General features: G+C 64.5%; 18 protein-coding genes. 10 read left to right on the top strand and 8 right to left on the bottom strand.

Annotated features, from left to right (window positions below; translation table 11 throughout):
- Positions 1–20: 20 nt before the first annotated feature.
- Positions 21–1,049: a quinone-dependent dihydroorotate dehydrogenase gene (locus tag K420_RS0116495; protein WP_027459018.1), complete on the bottom strand. Its 1,029-nt coding sequence runs from the start codon at positions 1,047–1,049 to the stop codon at positions 21–23.
- A gap of 138 nt (positions 1,050–1,187) precedes the next feature.
- On the opposite strand from K420_RS0116495, the gene K420_RS0116490 reads away from it, so the two are divergent.
- From K420_RS0116490 to K420_RS0116470, 5 genes are read left to right on the top strand one after another with little or no spacing between them, the layout of a single operon-like run.
- Complete coding sequence (locus K420_RS0116490; RefSeq protein ID WP_027459017.1) at positions 1,188–2,576, top strand: TolC family protein; 1,389 nt, start codon at positions 1,188–1,190, stop codon at positions 2,574–2,576.
- Entirely contained in the window at positions 2,573–3,817 is a 1,245-nt protein-coding gene (locus tag K420_RS0116485) for an efflux RND transporter periplasmic adaptor subunit (RefSeq protein WP_027459016.1), read from the top strand. Before K420_RS0116490 ends, K420_RS0116485 begins: the two co-directional genes overlap by 4 nt.
- Positions 3,817–4,530 (top strand): ABC transporter ATP-binding protein, encoded by a 714-nt coding sequence (locus tag K420_RS0116480; protein WP_027459015.1) that lies wholly within the window; start codon positions 3,817–3,819, stop codon positions 4,528–4,530. Before K420_RS0116485 ends, K420_RS0116480 begins: the two co-directional genes overlap by 1 nt.
- A complete protein-coding gene (locus K420_RS0116475) occupies positions 4,527–5,747 on the top strand; it encodes an ABC transporter permease (RefSeq protein WP_027459014.1) in 1,221 nt (406 codons plus the stop codon). The genes K420_RS0116480 and K420_RS0116475 overlap by 4 nt, the downstream gene beginning before the upstream one ends.
- Positions 5,744–7,000 (top strand): FAD-dependent oxidoreductase, encoded by a 1,257-nt coding sequence (locus K420_RS0116470; RefSeq protein ID WP_027459013.1) that lies wholly within the window; start codon positions 5,744–5,746, stop codon positions 6,998–7,000. The genes K420_RS0116475 and K420_RS0116470 overlap by 4 nt, the downstream gene beginning before the upstream one ends.
- Positions 7,001–7,012: 12 nt before the next feature.
- Here the strand turns inward: K420_RS0116470 and K420_RS0116465 are convergent, their stop codons facing one another.
- Both K420_RS0116465 and K420_RS0116460 read right to left on the bottom strand, forming a co-directional pair.
- Entirely contained in the window at positions 7,013–7,507 is a 495-nt protein-coding gene (locus tag K420_RS0116465; RefSeq protein WP_027459012.1) for a DUF411 domain-containing protein, read from the bottom strand.
- A complete protein-coding gene (locus tag K420_RS0116460; RefSeq protein WP_027459011.1) occupies positions 7,501–7,974 on the bottom strand; it encodes an ankyrin repeat domain-containing protein in 474 nt (157 codons plus the stop codon). Before K420_RS0116460 ends, K420_RS0116465 begins: the two co-directional genes overlap by 7 nt.
- Before the next feature lie 160 nt (positions 7,975–8,134).
- Here K420_RS0116460 and K420_RS0116455 point away from each other — a divergent pair, with 160 nt between their 5' ends.
- Positions 8,135–8,413: an acylphosphatase gene (locus K420_RS0116455; protein WP_027459010.1), complete on the top strand. Its 279-nt coding sequence runs from the start codon at positions 8,135–8,137 to the stop codon at positions 8,411–8,413.
- Positions 8,414–8,421: 8 nt separating this feature from the next.
- Here the strand turns inward: K420_RS0116455 and K420_RS0116450 are convergent, their stop codons facing one another.
- From K420_RS0116450 to K420_RS0116430, 5 genes are all read right to left on the bottom strand, one after another.
- Positions 8,422–8,871, bottom strand: coding sequence for a MaoC family dehydratase (locus tag K420_RS0116450; protein ID WP_027459009.1), 450 nt, complete (start codon positions 8,869–8,871; stop codon positions 8,422–8,424).
- 83 nt (positions 8,872–8,954) lie between these two features.
- Complete coding sequence (locus K420_RS19895) at positions 8,955–9,632, bottom strand: YbaY family lipoprotein (RefSeq protein ID WP_051453211.1); 678 nt, start codon at positions 9,630–9,632, stop codon at positions 8,955–8,957.
- Positions 9,629–10,372, bottom strand: coding sequence for an arginyltransferase (locus K420_RS0116440; protein ID WP_027459007.1), 744 nt, complete (start codon positions 10,370–10,372; stop codon positions 9,629–9,631). The genes K420_RS19895 and K420_RS0116440 overlap by 4 nt, the downstream gene beginning before the upstream one ends.
- Positions 10,373–10,377: 5 nt before the next feature.
- Positions 10,378–11,082 carry a leucyl/phenylalanyl-tRNA--protein transferase gene (aat, locus tag K420_RS0116435; RefSeq protein ID WP_027459006.1) on the bottom strand — a complete coding sequence of 235 codons (705 nt, stop codon included), beginning with the start codon at positions 11,080–11,082 and terminating at the stop codon, positions 10,378–10,380.
- A complete protein-coding gene (locus K420_RS0116430) occupies positions 11,079–12,161 on the bottom strand; it encodes an ABC transporter ATP-binding protein (protein WP_027459005.1) in 1,083 nt (360 codons plus the stop codon). Before K420_RS0116430 ends, aat begins: the two co-directional genes overlap by 4 nt.
- A gap of 453 nt (positions 12,162–12,614) precedes the next feature.
- On the opposite strand from K420_RS0116430, the gene K420_RS19375 reads away from it, so the two are divergent.
- The 4 genes from K420_RS19375 to K420_RS0116410 all read left to right on the top strand — a co-directional run bounded on the left by K420_RS19375 (position 12,615) and on the right by K420_RS0116410 (position 20,231).
- Entirely contained in the window at positions 12,615–13,760 is a 1,146-nt protein-coding gene (locus tag K420_RS19375) for a GGDEF domain-containing protein (RefSeq protein ID WP_232422806.1), read from the top strand.
- Positions 13,757–16,390: a bifunctional diguanylate cyclase/phosphodiesterase gene (locus tag K420_RS19370; RefSeq protein ID WP_051453209.1), complete on the top strand. Its 2,634-nt coding sequence runs from the start codon at positions 13,757–13,759 to the stop codon at positions 16,388–16,390. The genes K420_RS19375 and K420_RS19370 overlap by 4 nt, the downstream gene beginning before the upstream one ends.
- Before the next feature lie 68 nt (positions 16,391–16,458).
- The gene (locus K420_RS0116415; protein ID WP_198293875.1) at positions 16,459–18,438 is read left to right on the top strand and encodes a methyl-accepting chemotaxis protein; all 1,980 of its coding nucleotides are present in this window, start codon (positions 16,459–16,461) and stop codon (positions 18,436–18,438) included.
- Between the two features lie 155 nt (positions 18,439–18,593).
- On the top strand, positions 18,594–20,231 hold the full coding sequence (locus K420_RS0116410) for an ABC transporter permease (protein ID WP_027459003.1): 1,638 nt from the start codon (positions 18,594–18,596) through the stop codon (positions 20,229–20,231).
- The last annotated feature ends 11 nt before the right edge of the window (positions 20,232–20,242 follow it).

The raw sequence follows: 20,242 nt of genomic DNA, 5'->3' as shown, positions 1-20,242 counted from the left end.
ACCGCGCACCGGGTGGGGCTTTACTTCTTCTGGCGCAGCATGATAGCCAGTGTTTCTGCCACCTCGCTGACCAGATCCGGACCGCGGTAGATGAAGCCGCTGTAGAACTGGACCAGCGAGGCGCCGGCCTTGATCTTCTCGGCCGCGTCCTCGCCGCCCATGATGCCGCCGACGCCGATGATTGGCAGTTCGCCGGCGAGGGCCGTGGACAGCTTTTTCAGCACATCGGTGGATTTGCGGAAGACCGGGGCGCCCGAGAGGCCGCCGGCTTCGGCGGCATTGGGCAGGCCCTCGACGCCGTCACGCGACAGGGTGGTGTTGGTCGCGATCACGGCATCGAAACGATGGCGGCGCAAGGCGTCGGCGATGGCGGTGATCTGCTCGTCATCGAGATCGGGGGCGATCTTCAGGGCCATCGGGACGTATTTGCTGTGCTGGTCGGCCAGTTGCAGCTGCTTCGCCTTCAGCTGTGACAGCAGGTCGTCGAGCGCTTCGTCCTTCTGCAGTTCGCGCAGGTTCTTGGTGTTCGGCGACGAGATGTTGACGGTGACGTAGCTGGCGTCGTTATAGACCTTGTCGAGGCAGATCAGGTAATCGTCGGCCGCCTTCTCGATCGGCGTCGTGGCGTTCTTGCCGATGTTGATGCCGAGAATGCCGCCGTTTTTGGGGAACTCGGCGGCGCGGACGTTTTCCAGCAACTTGTCGACGCCGGCGTTGTTGAAACCCATCCGGTTGATGATGCCCTGTGCTTCCGGAATGCGGAACAGGCGGGGTTTCGGGTTGCCGTCCTGGGGGCGCGGCGTGATGGTGCCGATTTCGAGGAAACCGAAGCCCAGTTTGGCCAGCCCGTCGATGTGATCGCCGTTCTTGTCCAGGCCGGCGGCGAGGCCGACCGGGTTGGGGAACTTGAGACCCATGACGTCGACCGGGCAGGGCGTGACCGGCTTGGCCATCAGGCAGGCGACGCGATCGACGCCCATCATGCCGATGCCGTGCGCGGTTTCGGCGTCGAGGGAGAAGAAGAATTTGCGGATGAGTGGATAGAGCATAGCCCGCGATTTTACCGCATTGGCGACCCCTTTCGCCTGAAAAAACACGGCGCTTGCCACTGGGTGGGCGTTGCCAGGGGGCGGGCGCTAAACAATCAGTAACAACTTTTTGTGAACGGCGAGGCTAAACTTCCGGCCATGCGAAATTTAGGCCGATTTTCCCTCATTGCCCTGCTGGCGCTGCCCGCCTGGGCCGGCAGTCTGGACGATCCCCTGGCCACGGCGGAACTGCAGCCCCTGAAGCCGTCGCCCCGCCTGCTGGCGCGGGTGGGCGAAGCACCCTGTGCGACGACCTTGCCGGACACTCCGCTGACCGCCGTCGACGCTGTTGACCTGATGCTGTGCAACCACCCGCAGACCCGCGAGGTCTGGGCGGCAGCGCGGGCGCAGGCAGCGCAGGTTGGTGTGGCACGGGCGGGCTGGCTGCCGACCTTGTCCGGTTCGGCGGGGACGACCCGCTTCGACTATCAGAATTCAGCCTACACCCGGGATTCGGCAGCCATCACGCTTTCCTGGCTGCTTTACGATTTTGGCCAGCGTTCGGCCAGTGTCGAGAGCGCGCAGCAATTGCTCGGCGCGGCGGCGGCGACGCAGGATGTCACGGTGCAGACCCTCTTCCTCAATGCCCTGCAGGCCTACTATGCTGCCCAGGCGACCCGGGCGGCCGTGGCCTCGGCCCTGCAGGCCGAACGCTCGGCGCAGGAAAGCTTCCAGGCAGCCGCGGCGCGTTATCAGGTCGGCGTGGCGACGCCGGCCGATCGTCTGCAGGCGCAGACGGCGCTGTCTCAGGCGACACTGAACCGCATCAAGGCCGAGGGCGAAGCCCGCAATGCGCTGGGCACGCTGGCCAACGCGCTCGGTTTCGCGGCGCAGCAGCGCATCGTGCTGGCCGATTTGCCGGCCGTGCCGGCCACGGCCGCCTTTCAGAAGGAGGTCGATGGGCTGATTGCCGAAGCACAGGCGCGGCGCCCCGATTTGCGGGCGGCCGAGGCGCAGCTCAAGGCGGCCGAAGCCAGTGTCGAATTGGCCCGGGCCCAGGGCCGGCCGACGATTTCACTCGGCGCCGGCCCGACCTGGCAGGAATCGGCCGGTGTGACGCAGCAGGGCGGCAGTATCGGCCTGACCCTCAACGTACCGATCTTTTCCGGCTTCGAGACGACTTACCGTGTGCGTTCCGCCGCCGCCCAGGCCGAGGTCCGTGCGGCGCAGCGCGACCGCCTGCGCAGCCAGGTGGCGCTTGATGTCTGGAAGGCCTACCAGAGCCTGACGACGGCAACGCAAAGCCTGCAGACAACCGCTGATCTGGTGGCCAGCGCCGAGCAGTCGGAGCGCGTTGCCCTGGGGCGCTACAAGGCCGGCGTCGGCACCATCCTCGATGTGCTGTCGGCCCAGGCGGCCCTGGCCAGCGCCCGTCTGCAACGCATCCAGGCGCAGCTCGACTGGAACGTCTATCGCGCCACCCTGGCCCAGTCGGTTGGCGCGCTCGATTACACGCTGCTGCAAGCGGCAGCGGAAGGAAGACCATGAAACCTATTGGCAAGATATTGATCGGCGCAGCCCTCGTCGCCGGCCTGGTCGGCGGCGGCATCTGGTATGCCAAGCAGCGGGCGGCACTCGCTCCGGAGCAGCGCTACAAGCTGGTCGTCGTGGAGCAGGGCGAGGTGACGCAAACCGTGTCGGCCAACGGCACGCTCAACCCGGTAGTGCTGATCAGCGTCGGCACCCAGGTATCCGGCACCGTGCGCAAGCTGTTCGTCGATTTCAACGACAAGGTGAAGAAGGGCCAGCCGCTGCTCGAACTGGACGATGCGCTGGTCTCGGCCAGCGAGCGGCAGAGTGCGGCCAACGTGGTCAACGCGCAGGCGGCGCTCGATCTGGCACAGGCCAATGAGGCGCGCATCAAGCAGCTGTTCGCCCAAGAATACGTCTCCCGCCAGGAATACGACCAAGCCATGCAGTCCCTCAAGTCGGCCCGGGCGCAACTGGCGCTGGCCCGGGCGCAGAACGAGCGCGACCGGGCCAACGTCAATTTCACGGTGATCCGTTCGCCGGTCGATGGCGTGGTGATCGACCGGGTGGTCGATATCGGCCAGACGGTGGCGGCCAGCTTCCAGACGCCGACGCTGATCAAGATCGCTCAGGATCTGTCGGAGATGCGCATCGATACCAGTTTCGCCGAAGCCGACATCGGCAATATCCGGGAAGGCCAGAAGGCGCGTTTCACGGTCGACGCCTTTCCGAACCGCAGCTTCGTCGGCGACGTGCAGCAAATCCGCCTGAACCCGACCAATACGCAAAACGTCGTCACCTACAACGTGCGCATCAACGTCGCCAATCCCGACCACCTGCTGCTGCCGGGCATGACGGCCTACGTCAATATCGGCGTGCAGAAACGCGAGGGCGTACTGCTGGTGCCGAATGCCGCGCTGCGCTACAAGCCGGCCGATGCGGCGGAGAAGAAAGCCGGCAATGGGCCGGGCAATGGCCAGCCGGGCGGTATGGCGCCGGGCATGGGTGCCGGCATGACCGGCATGGGGCCGGGGGGGGCGCCGGGTGCCGGCAAGGGCAAGAAGCGCGATGGCCAGAGCGGCACCGTCTATGTGCTGTCCGGGGAGGAGATCAAGCCGGTCAGCGTGCAATTGGGCATTACCGACAATCGCAATACGGAAATCGTCGGCGGCGAACTGAAGGCGGGCGACCGTGTGGTGACCGGCGAGAATGCCGGTAGCGACAAGAAGCCGTCGTCGGTCGGCATGCGGATGTTCTGATGCCGGCAATGGACAACGCGGCGGTCATTCGCGTCGCCGGCCTCGGCAAATCCTACGAGACGGCGGCGGGGCTCTTTCCGGCGCTGAAAGGCGTTGACCTGGAGGTTCGCCCGGGCGAGTTCATCGCCATCATGGGGCCGTCCGGTTCGGGCAAGTCGACTTTCATGAACCTGCTCGGCTGTCTCGATACGCCGACGGTCGGCGACTATTTCCTGGCCGGGAAGAATGTTGCGCAGATGGACCGGGATGCGCTGGCGCTGTTGCGTAACCGGACGCTCGGCTTCGTCTTTCAGGGGTTCAACCTGCTGCCGCGCATGAGCCTGCAGGACAACGTGGCGCTGCCGCTGGTCTATGCCGGCGTCGACCGCGAGACGCGGCGCGAGCGGGCGCGCGCCTTGCTGGCCAAGGTCGGTCTCGGCCAATACGCCGAATCGCTGCCGAACCGCATTTCCGGCGGTCAGCAACAGCGCGTGGCGATTGCCCGGGCGCTGGTCAACCGGCCGCGCCTGATTCTGGCCGACGAGCCGACCGGCAACCTCGACAGCCACACCAGCGAGGAAATCATGCGCCTGTTCGAGGCCTTGAACGACGAGGGCATCACCATCGTGCTGGTTACCCATGAGCCGGACATTGCCGCCCATTGCAAGCGGCAGGTGCGTTTTCTCGACGGGCAGATCGTCAGCGATCGGCTAACCGGGGAGGGGGGCGCATGATTCACCCGATGCTCGGCGAAGCCTGGCTGGCGATGGGCGCCAACCGCCTGCGCACGGCGCTGACCATGCTCGGCATGGTGATCGGCGTCGGCGCTGTGGTCATCATGCTGGCCATCGGCCAGGGGGCGCAGTATGCCGTGCAACAGACGATCAGCACGATGGGCTCCAACCTGTTCATCGTCCTGTCCGGCTCCTTCACCACCTCCGGCGTGCGCAGCGGGTCGGCCGGCGCGCCCACCCTCAATGTCGCCGATGCCGAGGCGATCGCCGAACTCGATGGCGTGACCAACGTGGCGCCGACGCACCAGGGCACCCGGCAACTGGTCTATGGCTCGCAGAACTGGAGTTCGCAGATCATCGGTACGACGCCGGACTATCTCGAGGCCCGGGCGTGGACCATCGTCAGCGGTGCCGGCTTCGGCGACTCGGACGTGCGTTCGGCGACGCGGGTGGCGATCATCGGCAAAACGGTGGCGGAAAACTTGTTCGGCGACGACGATCCGGTCGGCAAGACGATGCGCATCCAGCAGAACCCCTTCATCGTCGTCGGGGTGCTCGGCAGCAAGGGGCAGAGCCTCGATGGCCGCGACCAGGACGATACGGTGATCATTCCCTTGAGCACCGCGCAGCGCAAGGTGTTCGGCACGCCCTTTCTGGGCTCGGTACGGATGATCATGGTGCAGGCCGATACCGCCGAGAACATGCCGCGCGTCATGGACAGCGTCAGCAGCCTGCTCCGCCAGCGGCATCGCCTGCGCGAGGGCATGCCGGACGATTTCTTCATGCGCAACCTGTCGGCGGCGGCTGAGTCGGAAGCCGAGACGACGCGCACGATGTCCATCCTGCTCGGCGCCATCGCCTCCATTTCGCTGCTCGTCGGCGGCATCGGCATCATGAATATCATGCTCGTCTCGGTCACCGAACGGACCCGGGAAATCGGCATCCGCATGGCTATCGGCGCTCGCCAGAAGGACATCCTCAGCCAGTTCCTGCTCGAAGCGGTGATGATTTCCTTTGCCGGTTGCCTGCTCGGCCTGATTCTCGGCCTCGGCATCGCGCTGGCCGTCAATGCGCTGACCGGCATGGTCGTCGTCATCTCCGGCAGTGCCGCGCTGATCGCCTTTGCCGTGGCGGCCGGTGTCGGCATCTTCTTCGGCTGGTACCCGGCCCGCAAGGCCGCCCGCCTGGACCCGATCGAGGCCTTACGTTACCAATGACCAATCGTCGCCATTTCATCATCGCCGCCGGCCTCTTGCCGTTGCTCCACCCCGCCTTTGCCGCCAATCGCCGTGTCGTCATCGTCGGCGGCGGCTGGGGCGGACTGGCGGCGGCCCGCCACCTGCGGCAACTCGTACCCGATTTGGAAGTCACCCTGGTCGACCGCCAGCCGGCCTTCCTGTCCTTCGCGCTGAGCAACCGCTGGCTGGTCGAGCCGGGCGCGGCGCCCTGGGCGCGTCACGATTACACCAGGCTGGCCCGCAGCTTCGGCTACCGTTTCGTGCAGGCCGAGGTCGGCAGCATCGACCTGGCGCGGCGCAGCGTGGCAAGCAATGCCGGCGAGCTGCCGTACGACTGGCTGGTGCTGGCACCCGGCATCCGCGAGAACTGGGCGGCCTGGCAGGTGGATGATGTAGCGGCTGCCGCCGAGTTGCGCCGCCGCTATTCCGGCGCCATGCTGTCGGCAACTGACCTGCCCGGGCTCAAGCAGCGCCTGGCCAATTTCAAGGGCGGCGACCTGCTGCTGACCATTCCGCCGGCGCCTTATCGTTGCCCCCCGGCGCCCTACGAGCGGGCGCTGTTCATCGCCTGGTGGCTGAAGACGCAGAAGATTCCGGGCAAGCTGATCATCGCCGACCCCAATCCGATCATGCCGGCCTTTCGCAACATTCTGCTCGACCGCTACAAGGATCAGGTCATCTACCTTGATCACGCCAAGGTGCGGCGCATCGACCCGGAGCGCAGGACGGTCAGTACCGAGATCGACGACATCCGCTTCGACGAGGCCTTGCTGTGTCCGCCGCAACAGGCGGCCGACCTGCTCTGGCAGGCCGGTTTGATCCGTCCGGAGGAAGGCGGCAAGCCGAGCGGCTGGGCGGCCGCCGGAGCGATCGATTTCCGCAGTGCGGCCGATGGTCGGGTGTTCGTGATCGGCGATGCGATTGGCCTGGTGTCGCCGCAGTTCGGCTATTTCCCGAAAACCGGGCAGGTGGCCAATCGTATGGGACAGGCGGTGGCTCGCCAGATCGCGGCCCAGGCCACCGGCCAGGCCGCGGCGCCGCTCCTACCGGAGAGCGTCTGCCATGTGACGACCAGCGTCGAGCCGCTGGAAAGCGTGCGTATCGATACCAGCTACCGCGACCGGGGCGACGGCTTCCTGGTTCAGACGGTCAAGCAGGCGCGCAACCCCAACCCGAGCGGCGAGGATGCCGCCTGGGCCGAGGCGATGTATCGGGACTTCCTGCTGCCCTGATCCGTTGCCGGATCAGTGGCGGGCGTAGATCGAGGTCTTGCCGTCTTTCTTGACCAGCAGGGTTTCGTAGAACTCGCGGCGCACGCGGGGCGTCGCGGTGCTGTCCTTGTCGAGCATGGTGCAGGCCGTTTCGCAGGTCGGGCTGGAAAATTCGCGGCCGGGTGCGCCAAGCGGCAGGCCCGGCACGGCCAGGCCGAGGGCTTTCGGCTTCTCGGTCAGCAATTCCTTGATCTGGTCGGCGTGCACGTGGCCTTCGATGAAATAGCCGGCGACCGTGGCGCTGGGGACGGCTTCGAGATCCTTCGGCACTTTGAGGCGGCGCTTCACCGCATCCATGTTGTCGGTCTGCGTCACCTTCACGGTAAAGCCATTCTGGCGCAGATGCTCGGCCCATTCGATGCAGGCCAGGCAGACGGTCGGCGTATAGACCTCGATGACGGGCAGTGGCTGGGCGCTGGCCGTGTTGACCACCAGCGCGGCGAGCAGCGGCAGCAGGCGCTTCAGCATGGCTTGCCCGCCTTGCAGCCCTTGAGCACCCACAGCGCCAGCACACCGGCTGTTTCATCGGCCTTGACCTTGCGCGCCATTGAGCCGGCATCACGACCGTTGTCGGTCTTGGCCTGCGGGTCGGCCCCGGCTTCGAGCAGCAGGCGGACATGTTCGGCCCGGCTGGCGTAGGCCGCCATGTGCAGGGGCGTCGCGCCTTCGTTGTCGCGGGCATTGGGGTCGGCCTTGGCGGCGATCAGGGCCTTCAGGGCGCTGGTGTCGGGATTCATGGCGGCAAGATGCAGCGGCGTGGAGCCGAGGTCGGTGCGCACGTCGCGCTGCTTGGGGTCGGCCTTGAGCAACTTTTGCACATCCTGGCCGGTACCGCTGCGCGCGGCGTCGTGGATCGGCTTGTCGTGGCTGATGGTCTGGCCGAAGGTGGGCAGGGCAAGGAGAGAGGCAAGAAGGAGCGTGATCAGTTTTTTCATGGGGCAGCCTTTATGATCGGGGACGTTATTGTTTCGACAGTGTATTCGACAATCCTTGATCTGTCGCAGTTTCGCCTTTCGCTAATATAATGATTTCATTGTATAAATTTGGAATGCGGGCAGTCGTCTGGTGGCCCGAAAAGGATGGGGAAAGCAGGTAATGAAGCGCATCGTGCGGCACATGTTGATTGAAGGGCGGGTGCAGGGGGTCGGTTATCGCTGGTCGATGGCCGAGCAGGCGCGCTTGCTGGGCGTGAATGGCTGGGTGCGCAATCTGGGCAACGGCATGGTCGAGGCCATGGCGCAGGGCGATGAAACGGCCGTGCTCGCCTTGCTGGCCTGGGCCCAGCGCGGTCCGACGCATGCCCGCGTGGCGCGGGTGCATGTCGCCCTCGGCGAGGGCGACTACCAGGGTTTCGAGCAGCGGCCGAATGCCTGAATGCGGATTCAGCCCGGACGGCGGCGGAGCAGGTGGTTGACGATGAAAGTCAGCACCGTTTCGCCGCGTTGATTGACGGCCTGATATTTCAGGCGGGCGATGCCGCGATCGGGCCGGGAACTGGACGGGCGTACCTCCAGTACCTCGATTTCGCTGTGCAGCGTGTCGCCCGGGCGGACCGGCGCCAGCCAGCGCAGTTCGTCGATGCCCGGCGAACCCATGCTCGACTCGGCCAGCACACCGGACTGGATGAACAGCCGGAAGCAGATGGCCAGGCTCTGGAAGCCGCTGGCGATCAGGCCGCCATAGGGTGAGCCGAGCGCGGCGGTGGCATCAAGGTGAAAGGGCTGCGGGTCGTAGCGCCAGGCGAAATCGATGATTTCCGCTTCGCTGAGGGTCAGGCCGGGCGAGGTGAAGCGCTGGCCGGGCGCGAGGTCGTCAAGATAGCGCGTGTCCATGAAGGTCCTTCCGGTGGTGGCGAATGGTCGGAATCTGCCGGTTGGTTCCCGGAAAAAAATCGAGGGGAACAGGCCGCATCGGGTCAGCGTGCGGCACGGCCGGCGGGCTTGAGCACGATGTCCACGGGAACCGGCTGGCCATCCTTGAGCGGCGGATAGGTCTTGTCGCTGACGAAGCGCAGCTTGCCGCGGTGCTCGATGCGGGCCTGGACCGACAGGCGGGCCTTCTTGCCGATCAGGTCGCGATCGAGGGTGGTCGAGAAGGGAATGGGCACCTGGGCGCCGTTCAGTTCGTAGCGCTGTTCGGCCAGTACGCGGGCCGGGGCGCCGGCCCGGGCGATGTCGAGGACGCGGATGGTCAGGATGGCGTCGGGGGGCAGGGCGATGCGGGAGAGGTAGCTGACGCTGCCGCCGACCTGAATGAAGCTGCTGGCGGCCGGCGATGGGGTACTGCTGGCCGGCGGCGTGGTGCCGCGCGCGCAGCGACGCAGGTTGCCCTTGCCGTCTTCGAAGAGGGCGTCGTCTCCCTTGGTGTGCAGACGGATTTCCCCTTGGCGGTAGAGCGTGCCGGAGGCGGCCGGAACCTGCGGCAGGGCGAATGCCTCGTCGGCGAAATGCAGCGTCGCCTGGGGGCGGCCGTCGGCGTCGGTGGCGAATGAGATGTCGATGCGGCTGCCGTTGTCGCAGGTGTAGGGCAGGCGTTCCTCGGCAGCGTGAGCCGTCAGGGCGGCGAGAAGGGGAAGCAGGTAGAGGGGTTTCATGCGTTTTCGGAGGGGTTGAGCGGTATCCAGCGCCCGTCGATGAGGCCTTCGATCGGGTGGAATCGGGCCTTGTAGGCCATTTTCGGGCTCTCGGCAATCCAGTAGCCGAGGTAGAGGTAGGGCAGGTCCAGGGTTCGGGCCTGTTCGGCCTGCCAGAGGATGTTGTAGGTGCCGAAGCTGGCGTTGGGCACGGCGGGGTCGTAGAAGGTGTAGACCGAGGACAGGCCGTCGTCGAGAACGTCGATCAGGCTGACCATGCGCAGTTGATCGCCGTCGCGGAACTCGACCAGGCGGGTGTCGACATGGCTTTGCAGCAGGAACTGGGCATATTGCTCATGGCTGTCCTCGTCCATGCCGCCGCCCGGATGGCGTGACTGCTGGTAGCGGTTGTAGAGCGCGTAATGCTCCTCGACATAGACCAGCGGCCGTTCGCTGGCGCGCAGCCCGGCATGGTGGCGGAAGGCGCGCCGTTGGCTGCGGTTGGGCGCCAGTTCGGCGACCGGTAGGCGGACCGGGACACAGGCCCGGCAATGGTCGCAGTACGGCCGGTAAGTGAAGATGCCGCTTCGCCGGAAGCCGGCGCGCACCAGCGAACTGTAGATTTCGCTGTCGATCAGGTGGGCTGGCGTGGCGACCTGCGAGCGGGCCTCGCGGTCGGGCAGGTAACTGCACGGGTAGGGCGAGGTGGCGTAGTAGAGCAGCAGCGAGTAGGGCAGGTCGGCGTCGTCCGGCTGGGCCATGGCTACTACCTCAAGGGGGCGAGCGGGTCGGTCGTCCAGGTCGAACGGGGACTGCCGCTGGCGATCAGCGTCGTCAGGCGCTCGATGAAGTCAGCACGGGGAATTTCGCGCCCGCCGAGCGAGGCGAGGTGGTCGGTGTACATCTGGCAATCGATCATCCCGAATTGGTTGGCGACAAGATAACGCACGAGGTGGGCGAAGGCGACCTTCGATGCGTCCGTCCGGTGGGCGAACATCGATTCGCCATAGAACATGCGTCCGATGGCCAGTCCATACAAACCACCGACCAGTTCGCCCGCTGCGTAGGTTTCGACCGAGTGCGCCCAGCCGAGTTCATGCAGGCGGACGTAGGCATCATGCATGGCGTTGGTGATCCAGGTGCCGTTCTGACCGGGACGTGGGGTTGCGGCGCAACGGGCGATCACGCCGCGAAAATCGCTGTCGAAGCGCACCGTGAATTTTCCGGAACGTACGGTTTTGGCCAGCGAACGGGTGAGTCGGAACTCCTCGGGAAAGAGCACCATGCGCGGATCGGGGCTGTACCACAGGGGCAGGCCATCGACCGTCCCCCAGGGGAAGATGCCACCCCGGTAGGCAGTCAGGATGCGGTCCGGCGCCAGGTTGCCGCCGATGGCGACGAGGCCGCCCATGTCTTCACGCGCCGAGGCGACGGGCGGGAAGGGGTCGAGCGGGCCGAGGTAGGGAATCACGCGGCAGCGGATTGGGGAGATTTCTTGAAGGCGATGACGTGGTCGGCATCGAGCCGGATGCCGATTTTCTCGCCCAGGGCGTGGTTGTGGTGCGACGGCACCAGCGACAGCACTTCGGCGCCGCTCGTCAGGCGCAGGGTGTACAGGATCTCGGCGCCACGAAAGGCCTTGTGCAGCACTTCCGCCTGCAGCGGGCTGCGGTCGTCATGGACGACGTCGTCCGGGCGGAGCAGGACATCGACGGCACAGCCGTCGGCGCAATCGGTGCAGGTTTCGCTGCATTCGACGGGAATGTCGGACACCAGCGTGCCGAGTTCCATCTCGACCTGCGTGCCGCCGGCGACGACGCCTGGCAGCAGGACACCCTGCCCGATGAAGTCGGCAACGAAGCGATTGGCCGGCCGGTGATAGAGGTTGTACGGCACGTCCCATTGCTGGATGCGGCCGTCGTACATGACACCGATTTCGTCGGCCATGGCGAAGGCTTCGTTCTGGTCGTGGGTGACCATGATCGCCGTCGATCCCTCCCGCTTGAGGATTTCGCGTACCTCGACCGACAGCCTTTCGCGCAGCCCGACGTCGAGGTTGGAGAAGGGTTCGTCGAGCAGGATCAGTTCCGGCCGCGGCGCCAGGGCGCGCGCCAGCGCAACGCGCTGCTGCTGACCACCGGACAACTCGTGTGGGTACTTGTCGCCCTGGCCGTGCAGGCCGACCGTCGCCAGCAACTGCCGGACGCGCCGCCAGGCCGCCTCGTCCGGTTTGCGGCCGAGGCCGAAGGCAACGTTCTGTTCAACCGTCAGGTGCGGAAACAGCGCGTAATCCTGGAAGACCATGCCGATCCGGCGTTTTTCCGGGGGCGTGCAGTGGCCGGCCCGGCTGACAACTTCGTCATGCAGGCGAATTTCACCGTCGGCAATTTCTTCGAAGCCGGCGATACAGCGCAGCAGCGTGGTCTTGCCGCAGCCGGAGGGGCCGAGTAGGCAGGCGATGCTGCCAGCCGAAAGCTGGAAATTCACGCCGGCAACGACAGTCTGCCGGCCATAGCGCTGATAGACGCCGTTCAGTTCAAGTTGAGCCATAGCGGATGATTATAGTTCGCATCGCGGTGCGGTGCGGTGCTGTGCTGCGGCGGAGCAACAGCGATCTTCGGGTAATGGGGTGATACAAAAAAATCATTCAAAGTGTTAAATGTAACGAAGATCCCGGTTGCTATATGAAGATTCAATTTGGTCACGGGGTGTATTTTTGCGTTTTTTTGATTTTATTCAATAGATTAGCTTGTGGCCTGTTTTTCACATTGCAACATACAGCTTAACAATTGATAATTATCAAGTAGGCGCATGGGTTGTTTCAGTAATTTACCGCGTTGTTTGTGGTGTTAATGAATAAATAACATAAGCGTCATAACGATAAAAAATGATAATTATTTTTTTGCGGAGGGGGTTATGGGGAGGCTTGCGGGCATTTTTTGGGCTCGGCTGAAGGGGCTGGTGCCGGATGAGTTGAATTCCTCGGAGTTCAGCTGGCTGCTTTTGCCAACCCGTCATTTCTCCCTGCTGGCACAACGGCGGGCGACGATGATCGTCAATCGGGTTCGCCTGTTTGCATTCCTGTTCGCCGTCCTGACGCCGCTCTGGGCGATCATCGATTACTTCGTCTTTCCCCTGCCGCTCTGGTTCGCACTGGCGGCGCTGCGTTTCTCGGCCTGCATCGCCTTCATTCTCGTCGTCGTGCACTACCGGCCTTCCGGCAGTCTGGGCAATGCCTATCGGGCAATGGCCTTGCTGTTCGCCATCCCGACCGTGTTCTACGTTGCCTCGCATCAATTGCTCATCGGTTACTCGCTGGCCGGGATGTCGGCGGCCATTGCCACGGGCTACGCCTTCCTGCCCTTCGTCCTGCTGGCCGGTCTGTCGATCTTTCCGCTCAGCCTGATCGAAAGCGCTCTGTTCGCTGCGCCCATCCTGCTCGCCCAGTTCCTGGCCGGCGTGTTGAACTGGGGGGTGATGGACTGGCCGACGTTTGCCGGTGCCTTCTGGTTGCTGGCGCTGATCACCGGGGTGTCGGCGCTGGCTGGCATCAGTCAGTTGGCCTTCATGATCGCCCTGGTCCGCCAGGCCATCCGTGATCCCCTGACCGGCGTCTTCTCCCGGCGCAGCGGCGAGGAAACCCTGGATCTGCAATTCACCATCGCCCAGCGCAGCAACGCAGCGCTCAGTCTGGCCTTCATCGATCTCGATCACTTCAAGAGCATCAACGACAGCTTCGGCCATGAGGCCGGCGACAGCGTGTTGAAGGCAGCGGCATCGACCATCGCCAAGCATCTGCGGCGGGGTGACATGCTGGTTCGCTGGGGGGGGGAGGAGTTCGTCCTGATCCTGCCCAATACCGACCACCAGCAAGCGGGTGTTGCCCTGGCCCGCCTGCGCCAGGGGGGCTTTGGGTGGCGCCCGGACCGGGAGCCGGTAACGGCGAGCATCGGGCTGGCAGAAATCAAGGCCGACAACTGCCAAGACTGGCGAAAGCTGGTTGAAACTGCCGACCAGCGCATGTATGTCGCCAAGCGGCGTGGCCGCAACCAAGTGTGCGATAGCGATGAGAGCACCGTTGAACGGGCGTGGCACGCAGCCGAACCGGTCGTCAATTACCAGGCGATCGTGCCGGCGGGGGAAATGTGAGCGAACAGGAAGGATTCTCCTCACGCCGACTGGTCTTTGTCGTTGCGGCGGCAGCCAGTCTGCTGGTTCTGGCCAGCTTGCTGACGGTCATTTTTGGCCAGACGCGCGAAAGCGCCCTGGCTCAGTCGCAAGCCGGCCTGGACGGGACGGCCTATGTGCTGAACCGGCAGATTGCCCAGACCTTTGCCAAGATCGACGTGGTTCTTCGCCTGGTCGCACGCGATTACCCACGTTTTTCGGCTTTGCCGGGGGCAGCGGCCAATGCCGAACTGAAGGCGCTGCTCGATACCATTCCGGAGTCGCAAAGCCTGCGTATCGTCGATGCGACCGGCCGCTTCCGCTTCGATGCCTCGGGGTCGCTGCCCCAGGTCGACATTTCCGACCGCGCGTATTTCCGCCAGCACCAGAGCGATCCCAAGAGCGGCCTGGTATTTTCGGAGCCGATCTTTGCCCGGATCACCAGCAACTGGGTGATCACCCTGAGCCGTCGCCTGAACAATCCGGATGGCTCCTTCGCCGGCCATGTGCAGGCCGCCATCAACGCCGAGGATTTCAGCCGCCTGTTTGCCGGGATCAACCGGCCGGCGGCAGAAGAGATCATCATGCTCGACCGTCAGAGACGGGTCGTCGCCCATACGGCGCTGGAGCCGGCAGCGCTCGGCCAGGCTTACGAAGATCTGCCAGCGCTCGAAACGGACGATGGCAAGCTGTTCAGCCGGGAGGCCGTCGGCGATTACCCCTTCGACATCATCGTCATCTCGAGTCGCGATGAAGCCCTGAAAACCTGGCGGGAGAAGATTCTGGCCTACGGCATCAGTATCTTCTTCCTGATGCTGCTCCTGGTCGTTCTGCTTTATTTCTGGTCGCGCAATTACAACCAGGCATGCACGATCGCGTCGGCCCTGTCGCAGGCCTTTGACGATGCCGAGCATCAGGCCCGGGAGCTGCTCGATAGCGTGCCCGATCCGGCCTGGCTGCGTGACCGGAATGGTGTCTTCGTCGCCGTCAACGCGGCTTATCTGCGGTTCTGCGGAAAATCGCGCGCCGAGGTGATCGGCAAGAAAGTCTACGATGTCTGGCCGGCCAGGATGGCCGCCATCTTCAGCGCACGGGATGAACAGATCCTGGCCTCGGGCGAGGCGATTCAGGCCGAGGGCAGCCACCCGACGGCAGGCGGCACGATGCGCCACTACGAATACGAATTGACCCCGCTGCACGACAAGTCGGGCGACATCTCGGGGGTGGCCGGCTTTGCGCGCGACGTGACCGAGCGCCAGGAAGCGGCGGATCGCATCCTCTTCCTGCTCGGCCACGATACCCTGACCACCCTGCCCAACCGCCTTGCGCTGCAATCGACCATGGCGCATGCGGTGGCCGAGGGGCGCAGCCGCAACACCCTGATTGCCCTGTTGCTGCTCGATCTCGACCATTTCAAGGGGCTCAACGACACGCTCGGCCCGGGCGTCGGCGATCGCATCCTGTTCGAAGTGGCAGGGCGTCTGAAGGAGTCCGTTCAGGAGAAAGACACGGTCAGCCGGCAAAGTGGCGACGAATTCGCCATCCTGATCAACGATTGCGGCAACGTCTCGATGGTCGCCCTGATTGCCGAGCGCCTGCTGGCCAGCATCCGTCGCCCGCTGCTCCTTGACGGCCACGACATCGCGCTGTCCGCCTGCATCGGCATCAGCATCTATCCGGAGGATGGCGACGATGTCGAGGCGCTGCTCAAGAACGCCGACACAGCATTGCACGCCGCCAAGGCCGTCGGGCGCGACAGCTATCGCTTCTTCGAGGCGGAAATGAACAGTGTCATCGGCGAACGGTTGCGCCTTGAACACGATTTGCGGCAGGCCCTGGCCAGGCGGGAATTGTTCCTCGATTACCAGCCGCAATACGATGCCGGTGATGGGCGCATGCTTGGCGTCGAAGCCTTGCTGCGTTGGCGCCATCCGCAGCAGGGCCTGATTTCCCCGGCCAGTTTCATCCCGATCGCGGAAGAGACCGGTTTGATCGTCAGTATCGGCGAGTGGGTTCTCGACGAAGCGTGCCGGCAGAATGCGGCCTGGCTGGCCGCCGGGTGCGGCCCCCTGGTCGTGGCCGTCAATTTGTCGGCCTTGCAGATCACCCAGGCCGGTTTGTCCGCCACCGTGTCGGCCGCCTTGCGTCGCCACGCCTTGCCGCCGGCATTGCTGGAACTGGAAATCACCGAGAGCGTGCTGATGCGTGATACCGACCGCGCACTGGAAGTCCTGAGCGATTTGCGCCGGATCGGCATCAAGGTCTCGATCGACGATTTCGGTACCGGCTATTCCAGCCTGAATTACCTGAAGCGCCTGCCATTGGACAAGCTCAAGATCGATCGGAGCTTCATCCGCGATTTGCCGCGGGACGCCAACGATGTGGCGATCACCCAAGCCATCATTGCGATCAGCTCCAAACTCGGCCTGGCGGTCATTGCCGAGGGGGTCGAGACCCGCGAGCAATTTGAATTCCTGCGCAACAACGGATGCAACCAGATTCAGGGGTTCTATTTCAGTCGTCCGCGACCACCGCAGGAAATCATCGATGAATTCAGGGGCGGCACACCGGGTAACCCGGAGTTGGCCGCACCGGAAGTCTGTTTCCAATAAAAAACCACACCGCCAAGTTGAGAACAGCGATAAGAAAAGGGCCTGACATGTTCAAAAAAAGTACTTCCGTGGCGAGGAAACTCATCCTCGTCATCGCTTCCGGCATTACGGTTGTTCTGGTTTCGGCTGCCTTCGGCTTGTCTACCTTCCTGACCGATACCCTCGAGAAAAAGGCGCTTGACGCGCTGCAGGCGAACAACCGGATGGTGATCGACATGATCGACACCTACAACCGTTCGCTGGAGCAGACGGTGATCCGACTGGGGGGCGTCTTTTCCGGCAACTACGGACAGCCCTTCTCGTTAGACGCCAACGGTGTGCTGCATCACGGCAATGAAACCATTTCCATGGATAACACGGTCATTCCCGACCGCTTCACGGCGCAGGCCCAGGTGGCGGCGACGGTGCTGACGCGCCAGGGGAGCGATTTCGTGCGCACGTCGACTTCGATCAAGGACGACAGCGGCCAACGGGCGGCGGGTGTGCCGCTCGGCGCCGGGCATCCGGCGGTTCCCCATCTGCTCAAGGGGGAGGTGTTTACCGGCAAGGCCCGGATGCTGGGGCGCGATTTCATGACCCATTACCGGCCGATCAAGGACCGCGATGGGCAGGTCGTCGGTGCCTTCTTCGTTGGGTTGGATTTTTCGGATGGCCTGGTGGCCCTGAAGAAGAAAGTGCTGGCCATGAAGATCGGCAGCACCGGCTACGCCTATGCGATGGATATGGGCAAGGATCGTGGCCTGCTGACCATCCACCCGGCCAGCGAAGGCAAGTCGCTGCTCGGCATCAGGGATAGCCGGGGCAATGACTTCGTCGAACAGATGATGACCCAGAAAAATGGCTTCGTTCGTTACTGGTGGAAGAATCCCGACGACAGCGAGGACCGCGAGAAAGTGGTTGCCTTCAATCATTTCCCGGAATGGAACTGGCTGATCGCCTCGGGCAGCTATCTCGATGAATTCAATTCGGAAGGCAAGACCACCGGGCGCGGCCTGCTGCTGCTCACCTTGCTGTTGATCCCCGTGGTTGTGATCATGGTCTGGTGGAGCGCCCGGCGCTGGATCGCGCAGCCGCTCGAGGCCGTCGTCGCCGTGGCGGAACGGGTGGCCGAAGGCGACTTCACGAGCCGGATCGAAGCCGGCTCGAATGACGAGATCGGCAACCTGATGCAGGCTTTCAGCAAAATGCAGGCGCATCTGGCCGACACCATCCGCGAAGTACGCAATACGGTGACCAGCGTGGCGAGCGATGCCAGCCAGTTGCGCGCTTCGGCGCAGACCGTGGCGCAGGGGTCACAGGAACAGAGCGACGCAGCGGCCAGCATGGCGGCATCAGTCGAGCAGATGAGCGCCAGCATTGCGATGATTTCGCAGCACGCCGAGGATGCGCAGGAAATTTCCCGCGCCTCGGAGATGGTCTCCCGGGAAAGTTCGGACACCATTCAGCAGGCGGTTGCGGCGATGAACCGCATCGCCGATACGGTCAGGAATGCGTCGGGAACCGTGGCCATGCTCGGCACCGAGATCAATTCGGTATCGACGATCGCCAGCGTGATCAAGGAAATCGCCGATCAGACCAACCTGCTGGCCCTCAATGCGGCCATCGAGGCGGCCCGGGCCGGCGAGCAGGGGCGCGGCTTCGCCGTGGTGGCCGATGAGGTACGTAAGCTGGCTGAACGGACCACCAAGTCGACGCACGAGATCACCGAGATGATTGCCCGCATCCAGAAGGGGGCGGAAGACGCGGTGGTTAATATGGATCGGGGAGCCGGCGAAGTGAGTGCCGGCGTCGATCTGGCGGCGCTGGCCGGCGAGGCGATTCAACAAATCCGCGTCGGGGCCGGACGCGCCCTGGAAGCGGTCGAAGGCATTTCCGCCGCCATTCGCGAGCAGAGCATCGCCAGTTCGACGGTGGCGAAAGGCCTGGAAACCATCGCCCAGATGACGGAATCGAACAACGCCGAGGCACAGAATACGGCAGCGGCCTCGGAAGAACTCCAGGCGCTGGCGCGCGACCTGCATACCAATGTCGCCTGCTTCCAGGTGTGACGGCGATGGGGTGAGAACGCCGCGCCGCATTGTCCGGTGAACGGCGTGGCGCCTTCACGATGGCCCGATTGACCCGGCGGTTTGGGGCGATCGGGAAAGGCTGCCCGTTTGTCGGCGGCGCATGAGTGTAGCGCGTATAATTCGCATTCGCTGCCATGCGCAAAACCCACGTTTCCCCCCTGTTGATTGTCGGACTGATCGTCGCTGCCCTGGCCGCCCTGCCAGTCGCCAGCGTCGGTCTCAACCTGTTCGTCGGCGGCACCAGCGCCACCTGGGCGCACTTGTCGGCGACGGTGCTGCCGGAGTACATCGCCAACTCGGTCTGGCTCTGTCTGGGTGTCGGTGTTGGTGTTGCGCTGATTGGCGTGACGACGGCCTGGCTGACGGCGATGCACGACTTTCCCGGCCGCCGGGTCTTCGAGTGGGCGCTTGTCCTGCCGCTCGCCGTGCCAGCCTATGTCATGGCCTACGTCTATACCGATTTCCTGCAGTTCGTCGGCCCGGTGCAGACTTTCCTGCGCGATACCTTCGGCTGGGCGCATGGCGATTACTGGTTTCCCGACATCCGCACGCTGCCCGGCGCCATGCTGATGTTCGTTTGCGTACTCTATCCCTACGTCTATCTGCTGGCGCGCACGGCTTTCCTGGAGCGGGCAAGTGGCATGCTGGAGGCGGCGCGGACCCTGGGTCTCGGGCCGTGGCGCGCCTTCTTTGCCGTCTCGCTGCCGCTGGCCCGGCCGGCCATCGTCGCCGGTGTCGCGCTGGCCCTGATGGAAACCCTGGCCGATTACGGCACGGTGGCGTATTTCGCGGTCAATACCTTCACCACCGGCATCTACCGGGCCTGGTTCTCCCTCGGCGACCGGGTTGCCGCCGCCCAACTGGCCGCCATGCTGCTTGCCTTTGTCCTCTTCCTGCTGACGATGGAGCGCATCTCGCGCGGCAGGGCACGCTACCACAACACCACCGGCCGCAACCGACCGATGGCCGGGGCCCGCCTGAAGGGCCTGGCCGCCAGCCTGGCCGTCCTGGCCTGCCTGCTGCCGCTGCTGCTCGGCTTCCTGCTGCCGGCCGGCCTGCTCCTCAAGATGGCGCTGACCGAGGGCGACGCCCAGTTCGGCGAGCGCTTCCTGACCCTGTCGCGCAACAGTTTCGTCTTGGCCGGGGTGACCGCGGCGATCGGCGTTCTCCTCGCGCTGCTGCTGGCCTACGGTGCACGTTTGTCCCGCACAACCCTGGCCAGCGGCCTGAACCGCCTGGTCGGCCTGGGGTACGCCGTGCCGGGCGCGGTGATCGCGGTCGGCGTGCTGATTCCGGTGACCCGTCTCGACAACTGGCTGGCCGGGCAATGGCTGGCGTGGTTCGGCCACAATCCGGGCCTGTTGCTGACCGGTGGCATCGCGGCGCTGATCTACGCTTATCTTGTCCGCTTCCTTGCCGTGGCGCTGCATACCGTGGAATCGAGCCTGGGCAAGATCACGCCGAGCATGGACGATGCGGCGCGCAGCCTCGGCCTGGGCCAGGGGGAAACCTTGCGGCGGGTGCATGCGCCGATGTTGCGCGGCAGCCTGCTGACTGCCGGCCTGCTGGTTTTTGTCGATGTGATGAAAGAGTTGCCGGCCACGCTCGTCATGCGGCCGTTCAATTTCGACACGCTGGCGACCCAGGCCTACACGCTGGCTTCCGACGAGCGTTTGGCCGAGGCATCGACCGCTGCACTGGCCATCGTCGTCGTCGGCTTGCTGCCCCTGATTGCCTTGTCGCGCCAGGTTTCCGCTGCCCGCCGGCCGTGACACCTGGCTGA

It is taken from the genome of Dechloromonas agitata is5, from assembly GCF_000519045.1.
Taxonomy (GTDB): domain Bacteria; phylum Pseudomonadota; class Gammaproteobacteria; order Burkholderiales; family Rhodocyclaceae; genus Azonexus; species Azonexus agitatus.
This window is presented reverse-complemented; position numbering and strand designations above follow the sequence as displayed.

Excerpts from the sequence above, each read along its gene's own strand:
- K420_RS0116470 (WP_027459013.1), top strand. The coding sequence starts at position 5,744 with ATGACCAATCGTCGCCATTTCATCATCGCCGCCGGCCTCTTGCCGTTG.
- K420_RS0116485 (WP_027459016.1), top strand. The coding sequence starts at position 2,573 with ATGAAACCTATTGGCAAGATATTGATCGGCGCAGCCCTCGTCGCCGGC.
- K420_RS0116465 (WP_027459012.1), bottom strand. The coding sequence starts at position 7,507 with ATGCTGAAGCGCCTGCTGCCGCTGCTCGCCGCGCTGGTGGTCAACACG.
- K420_RS0116410 (WP_027459003.1), top strand. The coding sequence starts at position 18,594 with ATGCGCAAAACCCACGTTTCCCCCCTGTTGATTGTCGGACTGATCGTC.
- K420_RS0116430 (WP_027459005.1), bottom strand. The coding sequence starts at position 12,161 with ATGGCTCAACTTGAACTGAACGGCGTCTATCAGCGCTATGGCCGGCAG.
- K420_RS0116455 (WP_027459010.1), top strand. The coding sequence starts at position 8,135 with ATGAAGCGCATCGTGCGGCACATGTTGATTGAAGGGCGGGTGCAGGGG.
- K420_RS0116495 (WP_027459018.1), bottom strand. The coding sequence starts at position 1,049 with ATGCTCTATCCACTCATCCGCAAATTCTTCTTCTCCCTCGACGCCGAA.
- K420_RS19895 (WP_051453211.1), bottom strand. The coding sequence starts at position 9,632 with ATGAAACCCCTCTACCTGCTTCCCCTTCTCGCCGCCCTGACGGCTCAC.
- K420_RS0116475 (WP_027459014.1), top strand. The coding sequence starts at position 4,527 with ATGATTCACCCGATGCTCGGCGAAGCCTGGCTGGCGATGGGCGCCAAC.
- K420_RS0116490 (WP_027459017.1), top strand. The coding sequence starts at position 1,188 with ATGCGAAATTTAGGCCGATTTTCCCTCATTGCCCTGCTGGCGCTGCCC.
- K420_RS0116460 (WP_027459011.1), bottom strand. The coding sequence starts at position 7,974 with ATGAAAAAACTGATCACGCTCCTTCTTGCCTCTCTCCTTGCCCTGCCC.
- K420_RS0116450 (WP_027459009.1), bottom strand. The coding sequence starts at position 8,871 with ATGGACACGCGCTATCTTGACGACCTCGCGCCCGGCCAGCGCTTCACC.
- K420_RS0116480 (WP_027459015.1), top strand. The coding sequence starts at position 3,817 with ATGCCGGCAATGGACAACGCGGCGGTCATTCGCGTCGCCGGCCTCGGC.
- K420_RS0116440 (WP_027459007.1), bottom strand. The coding sequence starts at position 10,372 with ATGGCCCAGCCGGACGACGCCGACCTGCCCTACTCGCTGCTGCTCTAC.